The following is a 17,834-nucleotide window of genomic DNA, read 5'->3' on the forward strand; positions in this document are numbered from 1 at the left end:
ATAAAAAAACAAGGGGGAGAGGGTATTAATAAGTTGTACTTATTAACTATAAATTAATTATAAAGTTAAAAGCTTTAACTAATCTTAAAAATTTAGACGTTTTTTAGACGGATTTTGTTGTATAATATATTAAAGATAAATGGAGGTGTATTTATGAACAATTTAGACATTTCAAATTCTATGACCATAAAATTGGATGATGTTTTACCGGAATATCCGGTCTTTAAGGAAAATGTAAGAAGAGCTCCCAAAAGAGAGCTTACATTGAATGAAAGAGAAGTTAAGCTTGCATTAAAAAATGCATTAAGGTATGTTCCTGAAAGCTTGCATGAAAAATTGGCTCCGGAATTTTTAGAGGAATTGATGACAAGGGGCAGAATTTACGGCTACAGATTTATGCCTAAAGAAAGAATTTACGGTAAACCTATAGATGAATACAAGGGAAATTGTGTTGAAGGGAAAGCGTTTCAGGTAATGATTGACAATAACTTAGATCATGAAGTGGCTCTTTATCCTTATGAGTTAGTTACTTACGGGGAAACCGGCCAAGTGTGTCAGAACTGGATGCAGTATCAATTGCTGAAAAAATATCTGGAGCAGCTGACGGACGAACAAACCCTTGCGGTTATGTCAGGTCATCCCTTAGGTCTTTTTAAATCACATAAAATGAGTCCGCGCGTAATAGTATCAAACGGGTTGATGATAGGAATGTTTGATAATCCTCACGACTGGGCAAAGGCAACCGCAATGGGATGTTCAAGCTACGGACAGATGACTGCAGGAGGATGGATGTATATCGGACCGCAGGGAATTGTTCACGGTACGTTTAATACATTGATAAATGCCGGCAGAAAGGAATTGGGAATTCCGTCTGACAAGGACTTGGCAGGACATTTGTTTGTAACCTCAGGTCTTGGGGGTATGAGCGGAGCCCAGCCAAAAGCCATCGAAATAGCTAACGGAGTCGGAATAATTGCCGAGGTTGATTATTCAAGAATTGAAACAAGGTTAAATCAGGGATGGGTGTCCAAGGTTACCGATAACCTTGAAGAATGCTTTACAGCGGCTCAGGAATATAAGGACAAAAAACAGACTATATCAATTGCTTACCACGGTAATATAGTTGATTTGCTGGAATATGCGGTAAATAATAATATACATATAGACCTGCTGTCGGACCAAACCTCATGTCATGTACCATATGACGGAGGCTATTGTCCGAAGGGATTAACATTTGAACAAAGAACGCAAATGCTGAATACAAATAAAGAAGAGTTTGTAAAGCTGGTTGATAAATCATTAGCAGAACATTACAGAGCAGTTAAAGCTTTGGTTGATAAGGGAACATATTTCTTTGATTACGGCAATGCATTTATGAGGGCAGTATTTGATGCAGGGATTAAGGAAATCGCCAAAAATGGTGTTGATACTTCAGAAGGCTTTATATTCCCGTCCTATGTAGAGGATATAATGGGACCGATGTTGTTTGATTATGGATACGGACCGTTCAGATGGGTATGCCTAAGCGGTAAGGAAGAAGACTTGAGAAAGACGGACCATGCAGCGATGTCAGTTATAAATCCGGACAGAAGAGGTCAGGACAGAGACAATTATATATGGATAAGAGATGCGGAAAAAAATAAATTAGTAGTTGGAACTAAGGCGAGAATACTATATCAGGATGCTCTTGGCAGAAGAGATATCGCTTTAAAATTCAACGAAATGGTAAGAAATAAAGAAATAGGACCTGTGATGCTTGGCAGAGACCATCACGATACGGGCGGAACAGATTCACCATATAGAGAAACATCTAATATATATGACGGCAGTAATGTAACTGCCGATATGGCAGTACACTGTTATGCAGGTAATGCTGCAAGAGGAATGTCCTTGATAGCGCTTCATAACGGAGGCGGAGTAGGAATAAGCAAGTCAATAAACGGTGGATTTGGTATGGTATTGGACGGAAGCGAGAGAGTTGATGAAATACTTAAAAAGGCAATGACATGGGATACAATGGTAGGAGTTTCAAGAAGGTCGTGGGCAAGAAACGAGCATTCTATCGAAACTACAATTGAATATAATAAAACGAACAAAGGTGATGACCATATAACGATACCTTTCGTTGCAAGCGATGAATTAATAGAAAAAACATTTAAAAATTACATGAAATAACGGAGGAAGAAATGGAAAGAATTATTGAATGTGTGCCTAATTTCAGTGAAGGCAGAGATTTGCAAAAATTAGAGAAAATACTTGATGTGTTCAGAGGAAGACATAATGTGAAACTGCTGGATTATTCAAGCGACGAGGATCATAACAGAACTGTCGTAACAGTAGTTGGGGAGACTGAAGCACTGAAGGTTGCCATGGTTGAAGCAATAGGCAAGGCAGTGGAACTGATAGATTTAACCAAGCACGAAGGACAGCATCCGCGTATGGGAGCAGTAGACGTCGTACCTTTTATTCCTATAAAAAATGTAACTGTTGAAGAAGCCGACGCGCTTGCTAAGGAAGTAGCAAAGGCAGCTTCTGAAGCTTATGGACTTCCGTTTTTCTTGTATGAAAAATCTGCTTCCGCTCCTCACAGAGAAAATCTTGCGGCTATAAGAAAGGGTCAATTTGAAGGAATGGCTGAAAAAATGAAGGATGAACAATGGATTCCCGATTTCGGTCCGGGTACAATACACCCTACGGCGGGAGTAACGGCAATAGGAGCAAGAATGCCTCTTGTTGCTTACAATGTGAACCTTGGAACCAATAACCTTGAGATTGCAAGCAAGATAGCAAAGAATGTAAGGTTTATGAATGGCGGCTTCAGGTACGTTAAAGCTTTGGGTATTGAGCTTGAAGACAGAGGTATAGTCCAGGTTTCAATGAACTTAACCGATTATACAAAGACGTCAATTTACAGAGTGTTTGAAACAGTAAAAATGGAAGCTGAAAGATATGGAGTTAATGTTGTCGGAAGTGAAATAGTGGGACTCGTTCCTTTACAGGCACTTGTAGATACGGCTGATTACTATTTGAGATTAGAAAACTTTAACTTTAATCAGGTATTGGAGACACGCCTGTGATAGGAAAGGGGACACACCTCCTGCTTAAGGAAAGTCTTTGGGGTGGGAGGAATGTCCCCAACTTAAAAGGGGACACATCTCCTATTAGGGAAAGTCTCTGGGTCGGGAGAAATGTCCCCAAATTGATAGAAGGAGGAATACATGAGTAAGATTATTATAAAGAATGCATCTGAGCTTATTACCTGCAAAGGTAAAGCGCCGAAGCACGGCAAGGAAATGTATGATATCGGTATGATTAAAAACGGATGTGTTGTAATAGAAGATGGCATAATTACTGATGTTGGAACGACAGACGATATACTAAAAAAATATGATGAGAACGAATATAGAGTTATAGACGCAGACGGTAAGGCAGTGCTGCCCGGATTTGTTGATTCACACACACATCTTGTGTTCGGAGGCTACAGGGCTGATGAATTTTCGTGGAGATTAAAGGGTGACAGCTATATGTCCATCATGGAGCGCGGTGGCGGTATTACCAGTTCGGTCAGGGCTACAAGAAACACTTCTTTAGATGAATTTATTGAAATAGGTAAAAAGAGATTAGACAAGTTAATTGCCATGGGTGTCACAACAGTTGAAGGTAAGAGCGGATATGGCTTGGACAGGGAAACGGAAATAAGACAACTTCAGGCCATGAGGAAGCTGAATGAGATACATGAGGTTGACGTAGTTCCTACCTTTTTAGGGCCTCACAGTGTTTTGCCGGAATACAAAGGTAAGGAAGATGAATTTATTGATTACATGATTGATGTAATGAAAGACGTTGTAAGTGAAAATTTAGCTGAATTTGCCGATATATTTTGTGAGAAAAATGTTTTTACCGTAGAGCAGTCAAGAAAATTTTTATCTGAAGCAAAAAAGATGGGATTGAATTTAAAAATACACGCTGATGAAATTGTGCAATTAGGCGGAACCGAGTTAGCTGTTGAATTAGGTTGTGCGTCTGCTGACCATCTGCTCCAGGCATCGGACAAAGGTATAAAAATGCTTTCAGAATCAGATACGGTTGCAACCTTGCTTCCGGCTACGGCATTTTGCCTGAAGGAAGAGTATGCGAGAGCAAGAGAAATGATTGATTCAGGATGCGCTGTAGCTTTGGCAACCGATTTTAATCCAGGGAGCTGCTTTACAAATTCTGTTCCATTGGTAATAGCACTTGCAGCCTTACATATGAAAATGTCTGTGGAAGAGATAATAACAGCTTTAACGGTAAATGCAGCAGCAGCTGTTAATCGCAGCAATACTATAGGTAGTATAGAAGCAGGGAAAAAAGCGGATATTATAATATTAGAATATCCTTCAATACATTTCCTGCCTTATCATGCGGCTGTCAACATAGTAGAAACAGTAATAAAAAACGGAAAAATAATAGGAGAATAAAATGAGAAATCTTACATTAAATGATTTTACCGAAAAACTTGCCTCTAATTCACCTGTACCCGGCGGCGGAAGTGTGGCTGCAGTGTGCGGAACATTAAGTGCCGCATTAGCGGAAATGGTAGCAAATTTAACCTTAGGTAAAAAGAAATACGTTCAATTTGAAGAAGAAATGAACTCAATAATCAAAAAAACAGCCACATTGAGACATAAGCTGTTGGATTATATTGAGAAAGACAGCAATGCTTATAATAAGGTTATGGAAGCATATAAAATGCCTAAAGAAACAGAAGAAGAAAAGCAGCTCAGATCAAAAGCTATTGAAGAATATTCAAAGGGCGCGGCAATTGTACCTTTTGAAATTGCTGAAACAGCATATGAAATATTCCCTTTGACAGAAATTGTTGTTAAAAACGGAAACTCGAATGCGATAACTGACGGTTTGATTTCGGCAATGCTTGCAAGAACCGCGGTGCTTGCAGGTATATTGAATGTACAAATTAACTTGGATTATATAACTGATGTTGATTTTGTAACCAAATACAGAACCTTAACAGGTGAACTTAAAGAAAAAGCGTGCGAATATGAGAAAAAGATATTAAATTATTCGCCGTTTTAAGTAAAATAGCGGAGCTGTTTATGGAAAAGAGAGGTATAGGAAAAATTGCATTATTGCTTTCTTTAGGCGACGGCGACATTGAAAGCTTACAAAAATATTACGAAAATAAAAATTATATAATTTATCGCGGGCAGGCGGGCTCAATGGATTCGAAAAAGATTATAGCAGCTATTGAGACGGCTGCTTCGAGAGAGGATATAATAAGAGAAAACTATCATGAAGAACACGCTCTTTATCATGCTATTATAGAGGCTTTAAGCGGATATTGCAGAGGTCAGGTATTGCTTGGAGAGGTTTTAAGAAGTGCCGGTCTAACATTTACCATCGTAAGAGGTACATTAGTAGAAGATGAACCAAGCAGCGGAAATTGGATAGCGGTTGTTCTTTACGGACAAATCGGTTCTCCAAGAAGAGGCTTTGAGCATGAAGCAATAGGCATGGGAATACAGCCAATATAAGCGACGGCGAAGGATCTCACATGACAAAAGATGAGATTTTTCAGTCGAGTACTCAGAATGAAAAAAATAAGGTCTGGAATTTTCCAGACCCTTTTTTATTTCAACTAACGGTATCCGTCTTCGCAAAATTGGAATAAAATTACTAACAATAAGAAGAAAAATAGTAAATTAGATCCGCTTGCTCCGCCAACTCTATCTCTGTTGCAACCCATATTTAAACCTCCTTAAAGTATTGTTTATGTTATTATATGAACATACCTTAAGTCGGTTACTGCTTTAATTTATAAAAATCAGGAAACTTAAATTGAAATTGTTTTTTGAAAAAATTCCGGAAATAAACCTCAGTTAAATAAAATGTTAAAAATTTAAACGAGTTTGTTTAAAATATACCAATTATAAAAAAAAACCCAATAATTAAATATATAATATTTAATTATTGGGTTTTTTTTTATAATAAATTATCGGGTAATATACAAGGAGTTGTAGTATCTATAGGGTTGCTTGACAGCTTGTTTGTTGAAGTTGGCATACATCTTGCTGTGATTTGTTTAACTGTTACTATTTTTAAGAATGGAAAGGAGTAAAAAGTTGGTTAATAATTTTCAGGAAGTGATTAATAGTGCGAAAAAGTATTCACCAATAAACATAGCCGTTGCAGCTGCAGAGGATTCAGAAGTTTTAACAGCAATTGAAGAAGCCAGATCTTTAGGAATAATTAATGCTATTTTAATAGGTTGCAAAGACAAAATTGAAGATATTTTGAACAATAATTCTATTGATTCCAAAAGCTATGAAATTATTGATACCGTAAGCAAAGAGGAATCGTGCTTTAAAGCGGTACAGCTTGTTAAAGAAGGAAAGGCTTCCACAATAATGAAGGGCATTGTAGATACATCGATTGTTTTAAAAGCAGTAATTAATAAAGAAACAGGTCTGGAGGTTAACGGCTTAATAAGTCATGTAGGTGTTTTAAAGGTTGATAAATTTGACAAACTTTTCTTAATCAGTGATTCAGCTGTTGTTTTGTCACCAACGGTTCAGGACAAAGTCAGTATAATTAATAATGCTGTAATCGTTGCAAAAGCTTTAGGGATTGAAGAACCAAAAGTTGCAATAATCTGTCCGGTTGAAAAGGTAAATGAAAAGATTGAATCAACTGTACATGCGGCTGAATTAGTAAGTTTATATGAACAAAAAAAAATTACCGGATGTGTAGTCGGAGGACCTTTTGCATTGGATAATGCCGTTTCTGAAGAGGCAGCCAATCATAAGGGTATTATCAATCCTGTTGCAGGTAAGGCAGATATACTTATAGCACATAATTTAGAAGTGGGAAATGTTTTAAATAAAGCAATTGAGTATTTTGGGTATACAGAAAAGGCAGGAGTAATAATGGGTGTAGGAGCTCCGATAATTCTTACTTCCAGGGCAAGTTCAAGTAAATCCAAGCTAAATTCTATTGCATTAGCTGCCTTAATAGCACAAGAAATTTAATAAATAAACATTGGGAGGATTTATGAAAAATTCATATAAAATTTTAGCTATTAATCCAGGATCTACATCTACAAAAATAGCAATATATGAAAATGAGAACTTAGTTTTTAAAGAAACAATATCTCACAGCAATTCTGATTTAGAAAAGTTTGATAAAATAAGCGATCAGTTTGAATATCGTAAAAAAATAATACTAGATACAGTAAAAGAACAAAAATTTAACCTGAGCGAGCTTAATGCCGTTGTAGGCAGAGGCGGAAATATGAAGCCTGTTGAAGGTGGTACATATAAAGTTAATGAGGAAATGGTCGGAGATTTAACGGTTGGTGTAATGGGGCAACATGCTTCTAATCTTGGGGGAATAATAGCTGAGGCTATTGCTAAGGATTTGGGGTTATCAGCATATGTGGTTGATCCTGTTGTTGTAGATGAATTTGAAGATTATGCAAGAATTTCGGGAATACCTGAGATAAAAAGAAAGTCTAAGGATCATCCTTTAAATCAAAAAGCAGTAGCCAGAATTGCCGCAAGTGAGTTAGGAGGAGTGTATTCGGATTATAATTTTGTAGTTGCGCATATGGGTGGAGGAATATCTATCGGAATACATAAAAAAGGCAGGATAATAGATGTAAATAATTGTTTAGACGGAGAGGGAACATTTTCTCCTGAGAGATCCGGCAGTTTACCTGTAGGTTCATTAGTCGAAATGTGTTTTTCGGGAAAATATACAATGCATGAAATAAAGAAAAAGATAACAGGCAAGGGCGGATTAGTAGCGTATTTAGGTACAAATGATGCACGGGAAGTGAAAAAGAAAATATCTGAAGGAGATGAATATGCCAAATTAATATATGAAACAATGGCATATCAGATTTCCAAAGATATTGGAGCAGCAGCAACAGTTTTAAAAGGAAAGGTTGAAAATATAGTATTGACCGGTGGATTAGCATATGACGAAGATCTTGTTCAATGGATAAAAGAAAGGGTTGAATTTATAGCACCCGTAAAAGTATATCCGGGAGAAAACGAAATGTATGCAATGGTTCAGGGTGTTATAAGAATATTAAACGGAGAAGAAAAATTAAAAGTATATATTTAGCAAAAGGAGGCAAATATGTGGAAAGTTGAAGTAAACGAAAAATTATGTAAGAGGTGTGGTATTTGCTCAACATTCTGTCCTGTAAAAGTATTTACATGTGAAATTGACGGATTGCCGGTACATACATATCAGGAAAAATGTACCGGATGCAATTTATGTGTATTACGATGTCCGGATATAGCACTAACATTAACTGGAGGTAAAGAGCAATGACCAAAAAACAGGATATTAGATTTATTCAGGGTAATGTTGCGATGGTTGAAGGAGCAATAGCAGCAGGAGCAAGATTTTATGCAGGATACCCCATAACTCCTTCTTCTGAAGTAGCGGAAGCATCATCAATCAGATTGCCGCAAGAGGATGGATTATATGTGCAAATGGAGGATGAAATTGCCAGTATTGCAGCAATAATAGGAGCATCTGCTTCAGGAAAGAAATCTTATACGGCTACCAGCGGTCCCGGGTTTTCTTTAATGCAAGAAAATTTAGGTGTAGCTATTATGGCTGAAGTACCATGCGTTATTATAAACGTTCAACGTTCCGGACCAAGTACAGGACTTGCAACTAAACCCGCTCAAGGAGATTTCCTGCAGAGCAGATGGGGAACACACGGTGATCATGGAATAATTGTTTTATCACCATCGACTGTACAAGATTGTTTTGATTTAATGATTGATGCCTTTAATTACGCCGAAAAATACAGAACACCGGTAATTTTCTTAGCTGATGAAATTGTCGGACATATAAGAGAAAAGGTTGTTATAAGAGAAGTGGATGAAAATGAAATAATAAACAGAGCTCAGCCCGACTGTGAACCTGAAGAATATAAGCCGTTTAATCATACTGAGAATGGAGTAGCTCCACTTGCTCCTTTTGGAGATAAATATGTAGTTAGATTATCCGGTTCAACCCATGATGAAAGGGGTTTTCCGTGTTCCAGACCTGATAACGCAGATAAATTTATCAGACATTATACAGATAAAATTGAAAAGAATTATAAGGATATAGTAAAGGTTAGAAAATATAATTTAGAAGATGTGGATATAACACTTGTAGCTTTTGGAGGAAGTACCAGATCTGCTTTAGAAGCCATGAATATGGCACGCAAAGAAGGCAAGAAGGTTGGTGTATTACAATTAGTTACGCTATGGCCATTCCCCGAAGATGAGGTCATAGATGCATTGATAAATTCTAAAGCTGTAATCGTACCGGAAATGAATTTAGGGCAAATGATAAGGGAAGTTAAAAGGCTGAATGATTTTAATACAGTGGTACAAGGAGTTAATAGGATAGACAGCATGGCTATTACACCTAAAGAAATCCTGGATAAAATTGCGGAGGTGGAAAATGAAAGCTCAAGAATTTTTGGTTAAGGAAAAGTTTCCGTTATTTTGGTGTGCAGGATGTGGAAATGGAAGTGTAATGCATGCAATCGTAAGATGTTTTGAAAAGCTGAATTACACCAGGGAAAATACAGTCGTTGTAACCGGCATAGGATGTTGGGGAAAAGGAGACGACTATATTAATACTAATACATTTCACGGAACTCATGGTAGGGCATTAGCTTTCGGAACAGGTATAAAACTGGCTAATCCGGAGTTAAATGTTGTAGTATTAATGGGGGATGGAGATGGAGCAACAATTGGTGGTAATCATTTAATACATGCGGCAAGAAGAAACGTTGATGTTACATCAATCGTAGTAAATAATTTAAATTATGGAATGACAGGCGGTCAGTACTCAGGTACAACTCCTTGCAATAAAACTACATCAACTTCAAGATATGGGCATATAGAGCATGGCTTTGATCTAAGTGGTTTAGTGGCAGCCGCAGGAGCACCTTATGTAGCAAGAGGAAGCGTATATGGAATAGTTCAGCTGGAAAAGTTTATACTCGAAGCTCTCAAGAAAAAAGGGTTCTCATTTGTAGAGGCAATTTCTCAATGTCCGACACATTTTGGCAGACTTAATGGAATGAAAGAACCTGCGGGCATGTTGAACTGGATTAAAGAAAACTCCGTTTCGGTTTCTTCTGCAAATCAGCTTTCAGACAGTGAAAGAGAAAATAAGTTTATATTAGGAAAATTTGCAGATAAAGAAAAAGAAGACTATAGTACAAAATATCTAAGAGTTATCAGGGAAGCAAAAAAAATCAAAGAAGGAGGTAAATAATGAAAAGCAGATATGAAATTATCTTAAGCGGAGTTGGTGGTCAAGGCTTAGTAGTTGGGGGCACAATACTTGGTGAAGCAGCTACAATGTTTGAAAATCTAAATTCTACACTTACAACCTCATATGGTGTTGAAACCAGAGGAACATTCACTAAGTCAGATGTTATTATCAGCAAAGACGAGATTTTCTTTCCGGAAGTTGTAGAAGAAGACTTTGTATTGGCGTTGGCGCAAGTTTCTTACGATAAATATGCGAAATTAATAAATGAGAATTGTATTCTTGTTTATGATTGCAATTCTATAGATCCGGTTGATCATTTAAAAGCTAGACAATATGGATTTCCAATAACGGATGCAGCCAGAGAAATTGGAAATATAGCTACTGCTAATATTATCTCCTTAGGACTTATAGTGAAAATGACGGGTGTTGTTTCTGTAGAGTCCGTGACTAATGTTTTGAAAGAGCAGTTTTCTAAGAAGCCTAAAATATATGAAATGAACCTTAATGCATTTAATAAGGGGTTGGAAATGGCAGAGCAACTGTAAAAAATTCAAGGAAATGACTGATACATACCAATATGGAAACAGTATTCGATATACTATGAAATTCGAATACTGTTTCTATTTAAATCACAATTCAATTGTTTAATCTGTATTAAGACTTGTACGATTCTTCAATTTGCTTAAGTCTTTTCCATAAGGTAGACCTGCTGATTCCAAGAACATTAGCTAAATCAGATTTGTCACCTTTATATATTTTACTTGCTTGTTCAATTACCTGAAGTTCAATATCACTTAAGCTTGAAAGACGGACAGAAATACTGTCATCCTCATTGAGATTATCATTCCTTACGTTTTCACAAACCATATTTTTTTTGAAATAATTTTCTTCACTCAATAGGGAATTAGTGATAAACATCGAATCTATAGAAAAACCGTCTGACAATATGGCTGATTTTTCAATGAAGTTTTCTAATTGTCTCACATTGCCGGGCCAATTGTATTTAGTTAAAATTTTTATTATTTCATCTGAAACAGGTGAGATTTTTGTGCCATACTTATCATTCATTCTATCAAGGAACATGTTTGCCAAGTCGGGAATATCTTCCTTTCTTTCTCGGAGAGGAGGTATTATCACATCTATAACGTTTAATCTGTAATATAAGTCTTGCCTGAACTTGCCTTCATTTACCATATTTAATAAATTTTTATTCGTTGCCGCTATTACTCTTATATTAACATTTAAAATATAATCCCCGCCTATCCTTAGAATTTCCTTTTCCTGAAGCACTCTAAGCAGCCGTCCTTGTAAACTTAAAGGTAATTCACTTACCTCATCAAGAAATATGGTGCCATTATGGGCAAGCTCGAATAATCCGTGTCTTCCTCCTTTTTTAGCACCTGTGAAGGCTCCTTCTTCATATCCGAATAATTCACTTTCCAATAGATTCTCCGGCATAGCGGCACAATTTACTGTAACAAAAGGTCCGTTTTTTCTTAAACTTATATTATGTATGCTTTGTGCAAAAAGTTCTTTTCCTGAGCCTGTTTCGGCCAATATTAAAACAGTAGTATCTGTTTTAGCAATTTTTTTGATTTTTGTCTTTAATTCCTTGAGTGCTTTACTTTCGCCTACAATATCCTCTAAATTATATTTTGCATACAATCCTTTTTTGTAAAGTTGAGATCTTACCTTAAGCTCTAATTGCTGCAATTTTGATACTTCCTGTAAAGAAATAATTGTATTATATTCATCGTTTTCCATTATTATAGGAATAATGTTCACAATAAATTTGTTATTATTAATTTCTACTATTTTATTAAAAGCTATTTTTTCACTTTGCATTGTATCTACGATTATTTTTAAAGCTGCAATAGTTAAAATAGAATTATTAATTGTTTCTGAAGCTTTTACATTGAAAATCTTTTCAGCTAAGGAATTCAGGGTAATAATTTTATTGTTGCTGTCTATTGTTAAAACACCGTTATTTGAATAATCTAATATGTTTTTATATCTTTTGTTTAATTCTCTTTCTCTTTTAGATAAATCACTTATATTTTTTGCCGAGTTTAAAGCAGATTCAATTCCTTTCCTGTCAGATTCAATAGAAATTGCATTTACATTATATTTTGCAGCTTCTTCAATTATACAATCGCCTATTCCGACTAATGAAGTGAGGCCCGAATCAACGGCTCTGCTTATTGAATCTCTTAATTCTATATTGTTAGTATAGGTAAACAATTCAAAATTAATATTTAGAATATCATTCAGCATATATAGCTCTTTTAAGCTGTCATGCTTAAAAAGAATCAGTGCAACAGTATTACCGTGTTTTTTAGCTTTTAAAAGTGTATTTAGTACGTTTGCTATAGTTGTTTCTATTGAAACAACAGGGATTTTAACCAATCTCCTAATAGACTCGGCAGAATTACCGTGACTTATAATTACGTCATAATCCTGTTCATGTTGTTGGGCATAAATATGTCCGCCTTTTAATATACCGCCATCATGAACATGCATATCAATTCCTATTTTTTTTGCTGCATCCGTAGCAATATCAGACATATTTTTGCTTGTGGATACAAAAAGTATCTTTTCATTCATAAATGGCAACGCTCCTTATAATGTTTACATCATTATATAATCTATATATACTAAAGTCAATCTTGCGTGTATAAAATTTAAACAATGTCTTTTTAATAAACATTAAGTTTAACAGCTTCATAATGACTAAAGGATTTGGAGAATCATTTTGTGAGCCTATCAGTCATTTGCAATTAATATATAAGCATACATATGTGTTGGCATAGAAGTTGCTATAAATTAAGTTGAAATAATTACTCGAGTATTTTGAAAGCAAAGGAAAACGTTGTAAGTAAAGGAATATTAAATTATTGGAGGTAAAAAAAATGACTTTACTAATCGCTGACAGAACCAATGGTATTTATCCATCGAAAATACGAGAGGTTCTGGAACAAGCCAGTGCATTGAAAAAGCAAGGTGTTGAAGTAGCTGACTTTACAGTGGGGAGACCGGATTTTGATACCCCGGAGCACATAAAGGAAGCTGCAAAACAAGCTCTTGACAAGGGTTTTGTACATTATACTCCAAGTGCCGGATCTTTAATTTTTCAGGAAGCAGTTTGCAGCAGGTATTATGAAGACTATCAATTGCAATTTGAACCTAGTCAGGTTATTGCAACAGTAGGTGCTTCTCAAGCAATATATTCTGCTTTACAGGGGATATTAAATCCGGGGGATGAGATTATTGCACCGGAGCCCATGTATGTATATTATGGAGGTTTATCTTTCTTGGCAGGTGCTAAGCTGGTAAGCGTTCCTATTAGCGATGAAGATGAGTTTATTGTCAAAGCGGAGGTTCTGGGTAAATATATTACTCCTAAAACTAAGGCCATAATTCTGACTTCTCCTAATAATCCTACAGGACAAGTTATTGATAAAGAGACAGTTGTTAAAATTTCTCAGTTGGCAATAAAACATAATCTTATAGTTATAGCAGATGATATTTATGATAAAATTCTTTATGATGATGTTGATTATTTACCTATTGCAAAAGCTCCGGGAATGAAGGAGAGAACCATTATTATAGGCAGCTTTTCGAAAACATATGCTATGGATGGCTGGAGAATAGGGTATCTTATTATCCCTAAGGAACTTTATAAAGGCATATTTAAGCTTCATCAGCACATGGTAAGTTGTCCCAATACATTTGTACAGATTGGAGCAGCAAAAGCATTAACAGATTCGCAGAATTGCGTAGAGGATATGGTGAAGGAGTTTGACCGAAGAAGACGTTTGATTATGAAATTTTTTGATGAGAATATGATATCATATGTCAGACCGAAGGGTGCTTTTTATATTTTCCCATCCGTTAAAGAATTTGGTCTTGATTCAAAAGAACTATGTATGCACCTTTTACACGAAGCGAGAGTGGCTATTGTTCCGGGATCTGCTTTCGGAGCAGCCGGTGAAGGTCATATAAGAATTGCATTCTCTGCATCTTATGAAGAAATTGAACAGGGGATGGAAAGAATGATGACAGCTTTGAATAAGTTAAGAAATAAATAGTATAGCTTATTGTCATGATGTAAATAAGGGGGAGAAGAACAACCCTTATACATAAACTAATAGGAATATCATAGAGATATTACCATTAAAAATAGGAGGATTTCAATGGAAAAAGAAAGATCAAAGATGACGTTTGGTATGGCTTCCTTATGTCTGGGACTAATAGTTGCTGTAATGATGATCGGAATACTTGTTTACAAGATTAAATTACCAACCTTATTATTTTTATGCTGGTTACTTGTTGTGCCATTTGCTAAAAAAATTGGAATACCATATTCTGAACTGCAAGATGGTGGCTTTGAGATGATAAGAAAAGGTTTCGAAGCGGTTGTGATTATATTAGCAGTAGGTGCATTAACAGGAGCTTGGATAGCATCGGGGACAGTTCCCGGATTGATCTATTTGGGCTTAAAAATAATGTCACCTACATTTTTCTTGATTACAGCCTTGTTTCTTTGCTCTATCGTTTCACTTGCTACTGGTACTTCTTGGGGAACACTTGCTACAGCCGGCTTAGCATGTATGGGAATCGGTGAAGGCTTGGGAATTCCTGCCGGAATGACAGCCGGGGCTGTAGTTTGCGGAGCTTTTTTCGGTGATAAAATGTCGCCATTATCGGACACTACAAATATGTGTCCTGCTGTTGCCGGTACAGACGTTATAACTCATATAAAACATATGGTTTATACTACCGGGCCTACCTATGTACTTTCGGCAATTATTTTTCTTGTGTTCGGTTTTAAATACGGTTCTGGCAGCGCAGATATGGGTAGTGTACAAGGTTTAATGGATGCAATATCAGGAATATTCAAGGTAGGCTTTGTTGTATATATACCTGCAATAGTTGTTATAACACTTCTGATAATGAGACAATCCCCTGTTACATCTATTTTGATTGGCGCCGTACTTGGAGTAATTGTTGCTGCTTTATATCAAGGTCAAACGCTAAACTACTCCGCAGCTACTTTGTATACCGGTTTTTCAGGAGAATTCGGAAATGAATTTTTAAATAATCTATTAAATCGTGGCGGTATTATAAGTATGCAAGAGTTAGCAACTATTATGATAGCAGGCTTAGGATTGGGAGGTATGCTAAGAGTATCCGGTGTGTTACCTGCTATTGTAACTAAGCTTACTGAATATATTAAATCTGTAGGAGTTCTTGTTGTTAATACTATTGTAATATGTATATTGGGCCTTTCGGTTGGCGGTTCAATGGCATTTACACACGTTATGGCTGGAACCTTAATGTCACCGTTATTCAGGGAGTTTAAATTAAAACCTGAAAACCTTTCAAGAGTTTTGGAGGATGCAGGAACATTGGTAGCACCTTTGATTCCATGGGGTGGAAGCGGTGTATACACTGCCACTATGTTGCAAGTTCCAACAGTTGTATATGCTCCTTATTGCTTCGTAAATTACCTTACCCCAATAGTTTCTATAATTTACGGATTCACAGGATTCTCAATGAAGAAATATACTGATGAAGAACTTGCGGATTTAGAAAGAAAGGAAGCTTTAACAGGAGTTTAGCCTTTATAAAAACAATTTGAGGATAATAATAGGAGAAGAAAAAGACTGTGTATTTCTTCTCCTATCATCATCAAGCTGTAGTTATTGAGTTTATCCGGAAATAATAAGATGTTATGTAGAGTTTAATCATACTGTTAGATTGTATATTAGAGGAGGAAAGGTGGACTTTAATTATTTTTTTTCACAGAAGAATAATGCCGGTATTAGTTCTTACTTAATAATAGCTGACATAGTAGGTATATTGATAGCCATGCTTGGACTGAAATTATCCATTATATATTTTTTAGATATTTTTAGATTTAGCAAAAAATTAAAAAATATTATATGCTTGATTGGTAGTGTAATGCTGATGTTTTCAGGAATCAATCTTGTATTGTTTAATAAAGGTTTGCAAACATGGTTTGTCAGCATAGGGATTATTATTGTTAGTTCGTTATTAGGAAGATTTACCCATAGGAAGTTTTAATAAACTGAATAATAGCTTATTAAGTGATAGTAGAATTATAGATATATCAATTATAAAAGTAAAACTAGGATGGATATAATAATGGATTATGAAATATTAAGAGATACTGTAGCAGAAATAAATCTTGATAATATTGCACATAATGTAAGAACAATAAAGGAAATGATCGGAAATGACGTAGCTATGATGACTGTTATTAAGGGAGATGGCTACGGTCATGGAGCAGCTGCAGTAGCACCAATCATGATAGAAAACGGTGCGGACTATCTTGCAGTGGCCACATTGACGGAAGCACTGGAATTAAGAAAGCTTTATAAAGATTATAAACTATTTATTTTGGGACATACTCCCAATGAGGTTTTACACTATGTTGTAGATAATAATATTGTGCAAACGATTTACTCAATAGAACAAGCCAAAATATTAGATGAACTTGGTAAACATATCAATAAAAAGCCGGTTGTTCATATAAAATATGATACGGGACTCCATAGATTGGGATATGAACATAAAAAAGAAAGCATTGAAGAAATAATGAGAATATTGGAGTTAAAGAATCTATGTGTAGAAGGAATATTTTCTCATTTGGCTCAGGCAAGTAAAGAGGACGATAAAGAGCAATATGAAAGGTTTATCCAGGCAATTTCAGAAATAGAATCAAAAGGCTATAAATTTAAATATAAACACTTATGTGAAAGTATAGCAATTATAGAATATCCTGAGTATCGGTTTAATATGGTAAGGCCTGGCACTGTCCTCTATGGGATAAAGCCATATAAAGAAAACTTTTTCTTTAAGCAGGCATTAACATTAAAAACAAGAATATGCAGTATCAGAAATGTAAGGAAAGGTGAAGGTGTTGGATATAGTTATGTGTGGAAAGCGGACAGAGATATTGTGATTGGAACATTACCTTTTGGATTTGCAGATGGATATTCCAGAAAACTTAGCGGAGGATTAGGATACATGATCGTAAACGGCAAAAAGGCTCCGGTAGTAGGAAGGGTTTGTATGGATCAATGTATGATAGATTTGACTGATATTCCTAATGTAAAAATAGGCGATGAAGTTATTATTTTTGGAGATGGAAAGGACGGTTCTATCACTATTGAACAAGCATCACAACTATTAGATGTGACCAGAGGGGAAATATTAAGCCGAATATCAAGAAGAACACCCAGGGTATATATAAAGGGTGACAATATATGTAAGACTGTAGATTATTTAATGGATTAGTAAGAAAGTATTCTCAAATCAGTAATATGTGCAGGTTAAATTCTTAATACGGTGATGTTTAAAATATAGACAAAAATCATGTATAACAATTAAACATGTAATATACTAAAACGATTTATTATGAAATATTGTTGAAATATCAATATTCAATTTACAAACTTTCAACAGCAAGAGATTTGGCATATATCTTGCATAACTCATAGTAAATTAAA

At 35.7% G+C, this 17,834-nt stretch carries 16 protein-coding genes; 15 read left to right on the forward strand and 1 reads right to left on the reverse strand.

Annotated features, from left to right (window positions below; translation table 11 throughout):
* The first annotated feature begins 153 nt into the window (after positions 1–153).
* From HZF24_RS13610 to HZF24_RS13660, 11 genes are all read left to right on the forward strand, one after another.
* On the forward strand, positions 154–2,175 hold the full coding sequence (locus HZF24_RS13610) for a urocanate hydratase (protein ID WP_179238888.1): 2,022 nt from the start codon (positions 154–156) through the stop codon (positions 2,173–2,175).
* Positions 2,176–2,186: 11 nt separating this feature from the next.
* Positions 2,187–3,077, forward strand: coding sequence for a glutamate formimidoyltransferase (gene ftcD, locus HZF24_RS13615; protein WP_179238889.1), 891 nt, complete (start codon positions 2,187–2,189; stop codon positions 3,075–3,077).
* A gap of 141 nt (positions 3,078–3,218) precedes the next feature.
* Positions 3,219–4,460, forward strand: a complete 1,242-nt coding sequence (hutI, locus tag HZF24_RS13620; protein WP_179238890.1) for an imidazolonepropionase — start codon at positions 3,219–3,221, stop codon at positions 4,458–4,460.
* 1 nt (position 4,461) lies between these two features.
* Positions 4,462–5,076, forward strand: a complete 615-nt coding sequence (locus tag HZF24_RS13625; protein WP_179238891.1) for a cyclodeaminase/cyclohydrolase family protein — start codon at positions 4,462–4,464, stop codon at positions 5,074–5,076.
* 20 nt (positions 5,077–5,096) lie between these two features.
* Positions 5,097–5,534, forward strand: a complete 438-nt coding sequence (locus HZF24_RS13630; protein ID WP_179238892.1) for a HutP family protein — start codon at positions 5,097–5,099, stop codon at positions 5,532–5,534.
* A gap of 588 nt (positions 5,535–6,122) precedes the next feature.
* Complete coding sequence (locus HZF24_RS13635) at positions 6,123–7,028, forward strand: bifunctional enoyl-CoA hydratase/phosphate acetyltransferase (protein ID WP_246346150.1); 906 nt, start codon at positions 6,123–6,125, stop codon at positions 7,026–7,028.
* Positions 7,029–7,050: 22 nt separating this feature from the next.
* Positions 7,051–8,127 (forward strand): butyrate kinase, encoded by a 1,077-nt coding sequence (buk, locus tag HZF24_RS13640; protein WP_179238894.1) that lies wholly within the window; start codon positions 7,051–7,053, stop codon positions 8,125–8,127.
* A gap of 15 nt (positions 8,128–8,142) precedes the next feature.
* On the forward strand, positions 8,143–8,340 hold the full coding sequence (locus HZF24_RS13645; protein ID WP_179238895.1) for a 4Fe-4S dicluster domain-containing protein: 198 nt from the start codon (positions 8,143–8,145) through the stop codon (positions 8,338–8,340).
* Positions 8,337–9,500, forward strand: coding sequence for a 2-oxoacid:acceptor oxidoreductase subunit alpha (locus HZF24_RS13650; RefSeq protein WP_179238896.1), 1,164 nt, complete (start codon positions 8,337–8,339; stop codon positions 9,498–9,500). Before HZF24_RS13645 ends, HZF24_RS13650 begins: the two co-directional genes overlap by 4 nt.
* Positions 9,475–10,299: a thiamine pyrophosphate-dependent enzyme gene (locus HZF24_RS13655; protein ID WP_179238897.1), complete on the forward strand. Its 825-nt coding sequence runs from the start codon at positions 9,475–9,477 to the stop codon at positions 10,297–10,299. The genes HZF24_RS13650 and HZF24_RS13655 overlap by 26 nt, the downstream gene beginning before the upstream one ends.
* Entirely contained in the window at positions 10,299–10,844 is a 546-nt protein-coding gene (locus HZF24_RS13660) for a 2-oxoacid:acceptor oxidoreductase family protein (RefSeq protein ID WP_179238898.1), read from the forward strand. Before HZF24_RS13655 ends, HZF24_RS13660 begins: the two co-directional genes overlap by 1 nt.
* A gap of 109 nt (positions 10,845–10,953) precedes the next feature.
* Here the strand turns inward: HZF24_RS13660 and HZF24_RS13665 are convergent, their stop codons facing one another.
* The gene (locus tag HZF24_RS13665; RefSeq protein ID WP_179238899.1) at positions 10,954–12,903 is read right to left on the reverse strand and encodes a sigma 54-interacting transcriptional regulator; all 1,950 of its coding nucleotides are present in this window, start codon (positions 12,901–12,903) and stop codon (positions 10,954–10,956) included.
* A 305-nt stretch (positions 12,904–13,208) separates the two neighbouring features.
* Between HZF24_RS13665 and HZF24_RS13670 the strand changes: the two genes are divergently transcribed.
* The 4 genes from HZF24_RS13670 to alr all read left to right on the forward strand — a co-directional run bounded on the left by HZF24_RS13670 (position 13,209) and on the right by alr (position 17,622).
* Positions 13,209–14,387 (forward strand): pyridoxal phosphate-dependent aminotransferase, encoded by a 1,179-nt coding sequence (locus HZF24_RS13670; RefSeq protein ID WP_179238900.1) that lies wholly within the window; start codon positions 13,209–13,211, stop codon positions 14,385–14,387.
* A gap of 105 nt (positions 14,388–14,492) precedes the next feature.
* Positions 14,493–15,920 (forward strand): Na+/H+ antiporter NhaC, encoded by a 1,428-nt coding sequence (gene nhaC / locus HZF24_RS13675; protein ID WP_179238901.1) that lies wholly within the window; start codon positions 14,493–14,495, stop codon positions 15,918–15,920.
* 160 nt (positions 15,921–16,080) lie between these two features.
* Complete coding sequence (locus tag HZF24_RS13680) at positions 16,081–16,386, forward strand: hypothetical protein (RefSeq protein ID WP_179238902.1); 306 nt, start codon at positions 16,081–16,083, stop codon at positions 16,384–16,386.
* A gap of 81 nt (positions 16,387–16,467) precedes the next feature.
* Positions 16,468–17,622: an alanine racemase gene (gene alr / locus HZF24_RS13685; RefSeq protein WP_179238903.1), complete on the forward strand. Its 1,155-nt coding sequence runs from the start codon at positions 16,468–16,470 to the stop codon at positions 17,620–17,622.
* Positions 17,623–17,834 lie beyond the last annotated feature (212 nt).

Origin of the sequence: Sedimentibacter hydroxybenzoicus DSM 7310 (assembly GCF_013403245.1) — a bacterium.
GTDB lineage: Bacteria > Bacillota > Clostridia > Tissierellales > Sedimentibacteraceae > Sedimentibacter > Sedimentibacter hydroxybenzoicus.

Excerpts from the sequence above, each read along its gene's own strand:
- HZF24_RS13665 (WP_179238899.1), bottom strand. The coding sequence starts at position 12,903 with ATGAATGAAAAGATACTTTTTGTATCCACAAGCAAAAATATGTCTGAT.
- nhaC (WP_179238901.1), top strand. The coding sequence starts at position 14,493 with ATGGAAAAAGAAAGATCAAAGATGACGTTTGGTATGGCTTCCTTATGT.
- HZF24_RS13610 (WP_179238888.1), top strand. The coding sequence starts at position 154 with ATGAACAATTTAGACATTTCAAATTCTATGACCATAAAATTGGATGAT.
- hutI (WP_179238890.1), top strand. The coding sequence starts at position 3,219 with ATGAGTAAGATTATTATAAAGAATGCATCTGAGCTTATTACCTGCAAA.
- HZF24_RS13625 (WP_179238891.1), top strand. The coding sequence starts at position 4,462 with ATGAGAAATCTTACATTAAATGATTTTACCGAAAAACTTGCCTCTAAT.
- HZF24_RS13655 (WP_179238897.1), top strand. The coding sequence starts at position 9,475 with ATGAAAGCTCAAGAATTTTTGGTTAAGGAAAAGTTTCCGTTATTTTGG.
- HZF24_RS13660 (WP_179238898.1), top strand. The coding sequence starts at position 10,299 with ATGAAAAGCAGATATGAAATTATCTTAAGCGGAGTTGGTGGTCAAGGC.
- HZF24_RS13630 (WP_179238892.1), top strand. The coding sequence starts at position 5,097 with ATGGAAAAGAGAGGTATAGGAAAAATTGCATTATTGCTTTCTTTAGGC.
- HZF24_RS13650 (WP_179238896.1), top strand. The coding sequence starts at position 8,337 with ATGACCAAAAAACAGGATATTAGATTTATTCAGGGTAATGTTGCGATG.
- HZF24_RS13645 (WP_179238895.1), top strand. The coding sequence starts at position 8,143 with ATGTGGAAAGTTGAAGTAAACGAAAAATTATGTAAGAGGTGTGGTATT.
- ftcD (WP_179238889.1), top strand. The coding sequence starts at position 2,187 with ATGGAAAGAATTATTGAATGTGTGCCTAATTTCAGTGAAGGCAGAGAT.
- buk (WP_179238894.1), top strand. The coding sequence starts at position 7,051 with ATGAAAAATTCATATAAAATTTTAGCTATTAATCCAGGATCTACATCT.
- alr (WP_179238903.1), top strand. The coding sequence starts at position 16,468 with ATGGATTATGAAATATTAAGAGATACTGTAGCAGAAATAAATCTTGAT.
- HZF24_RS13670 (WP_179238900.1), top strand. The coding sequence starts at position 13,209 with ATGACTTTACTAATCGCTGACAGAACCAATGGTATTTATCCATCGAAA.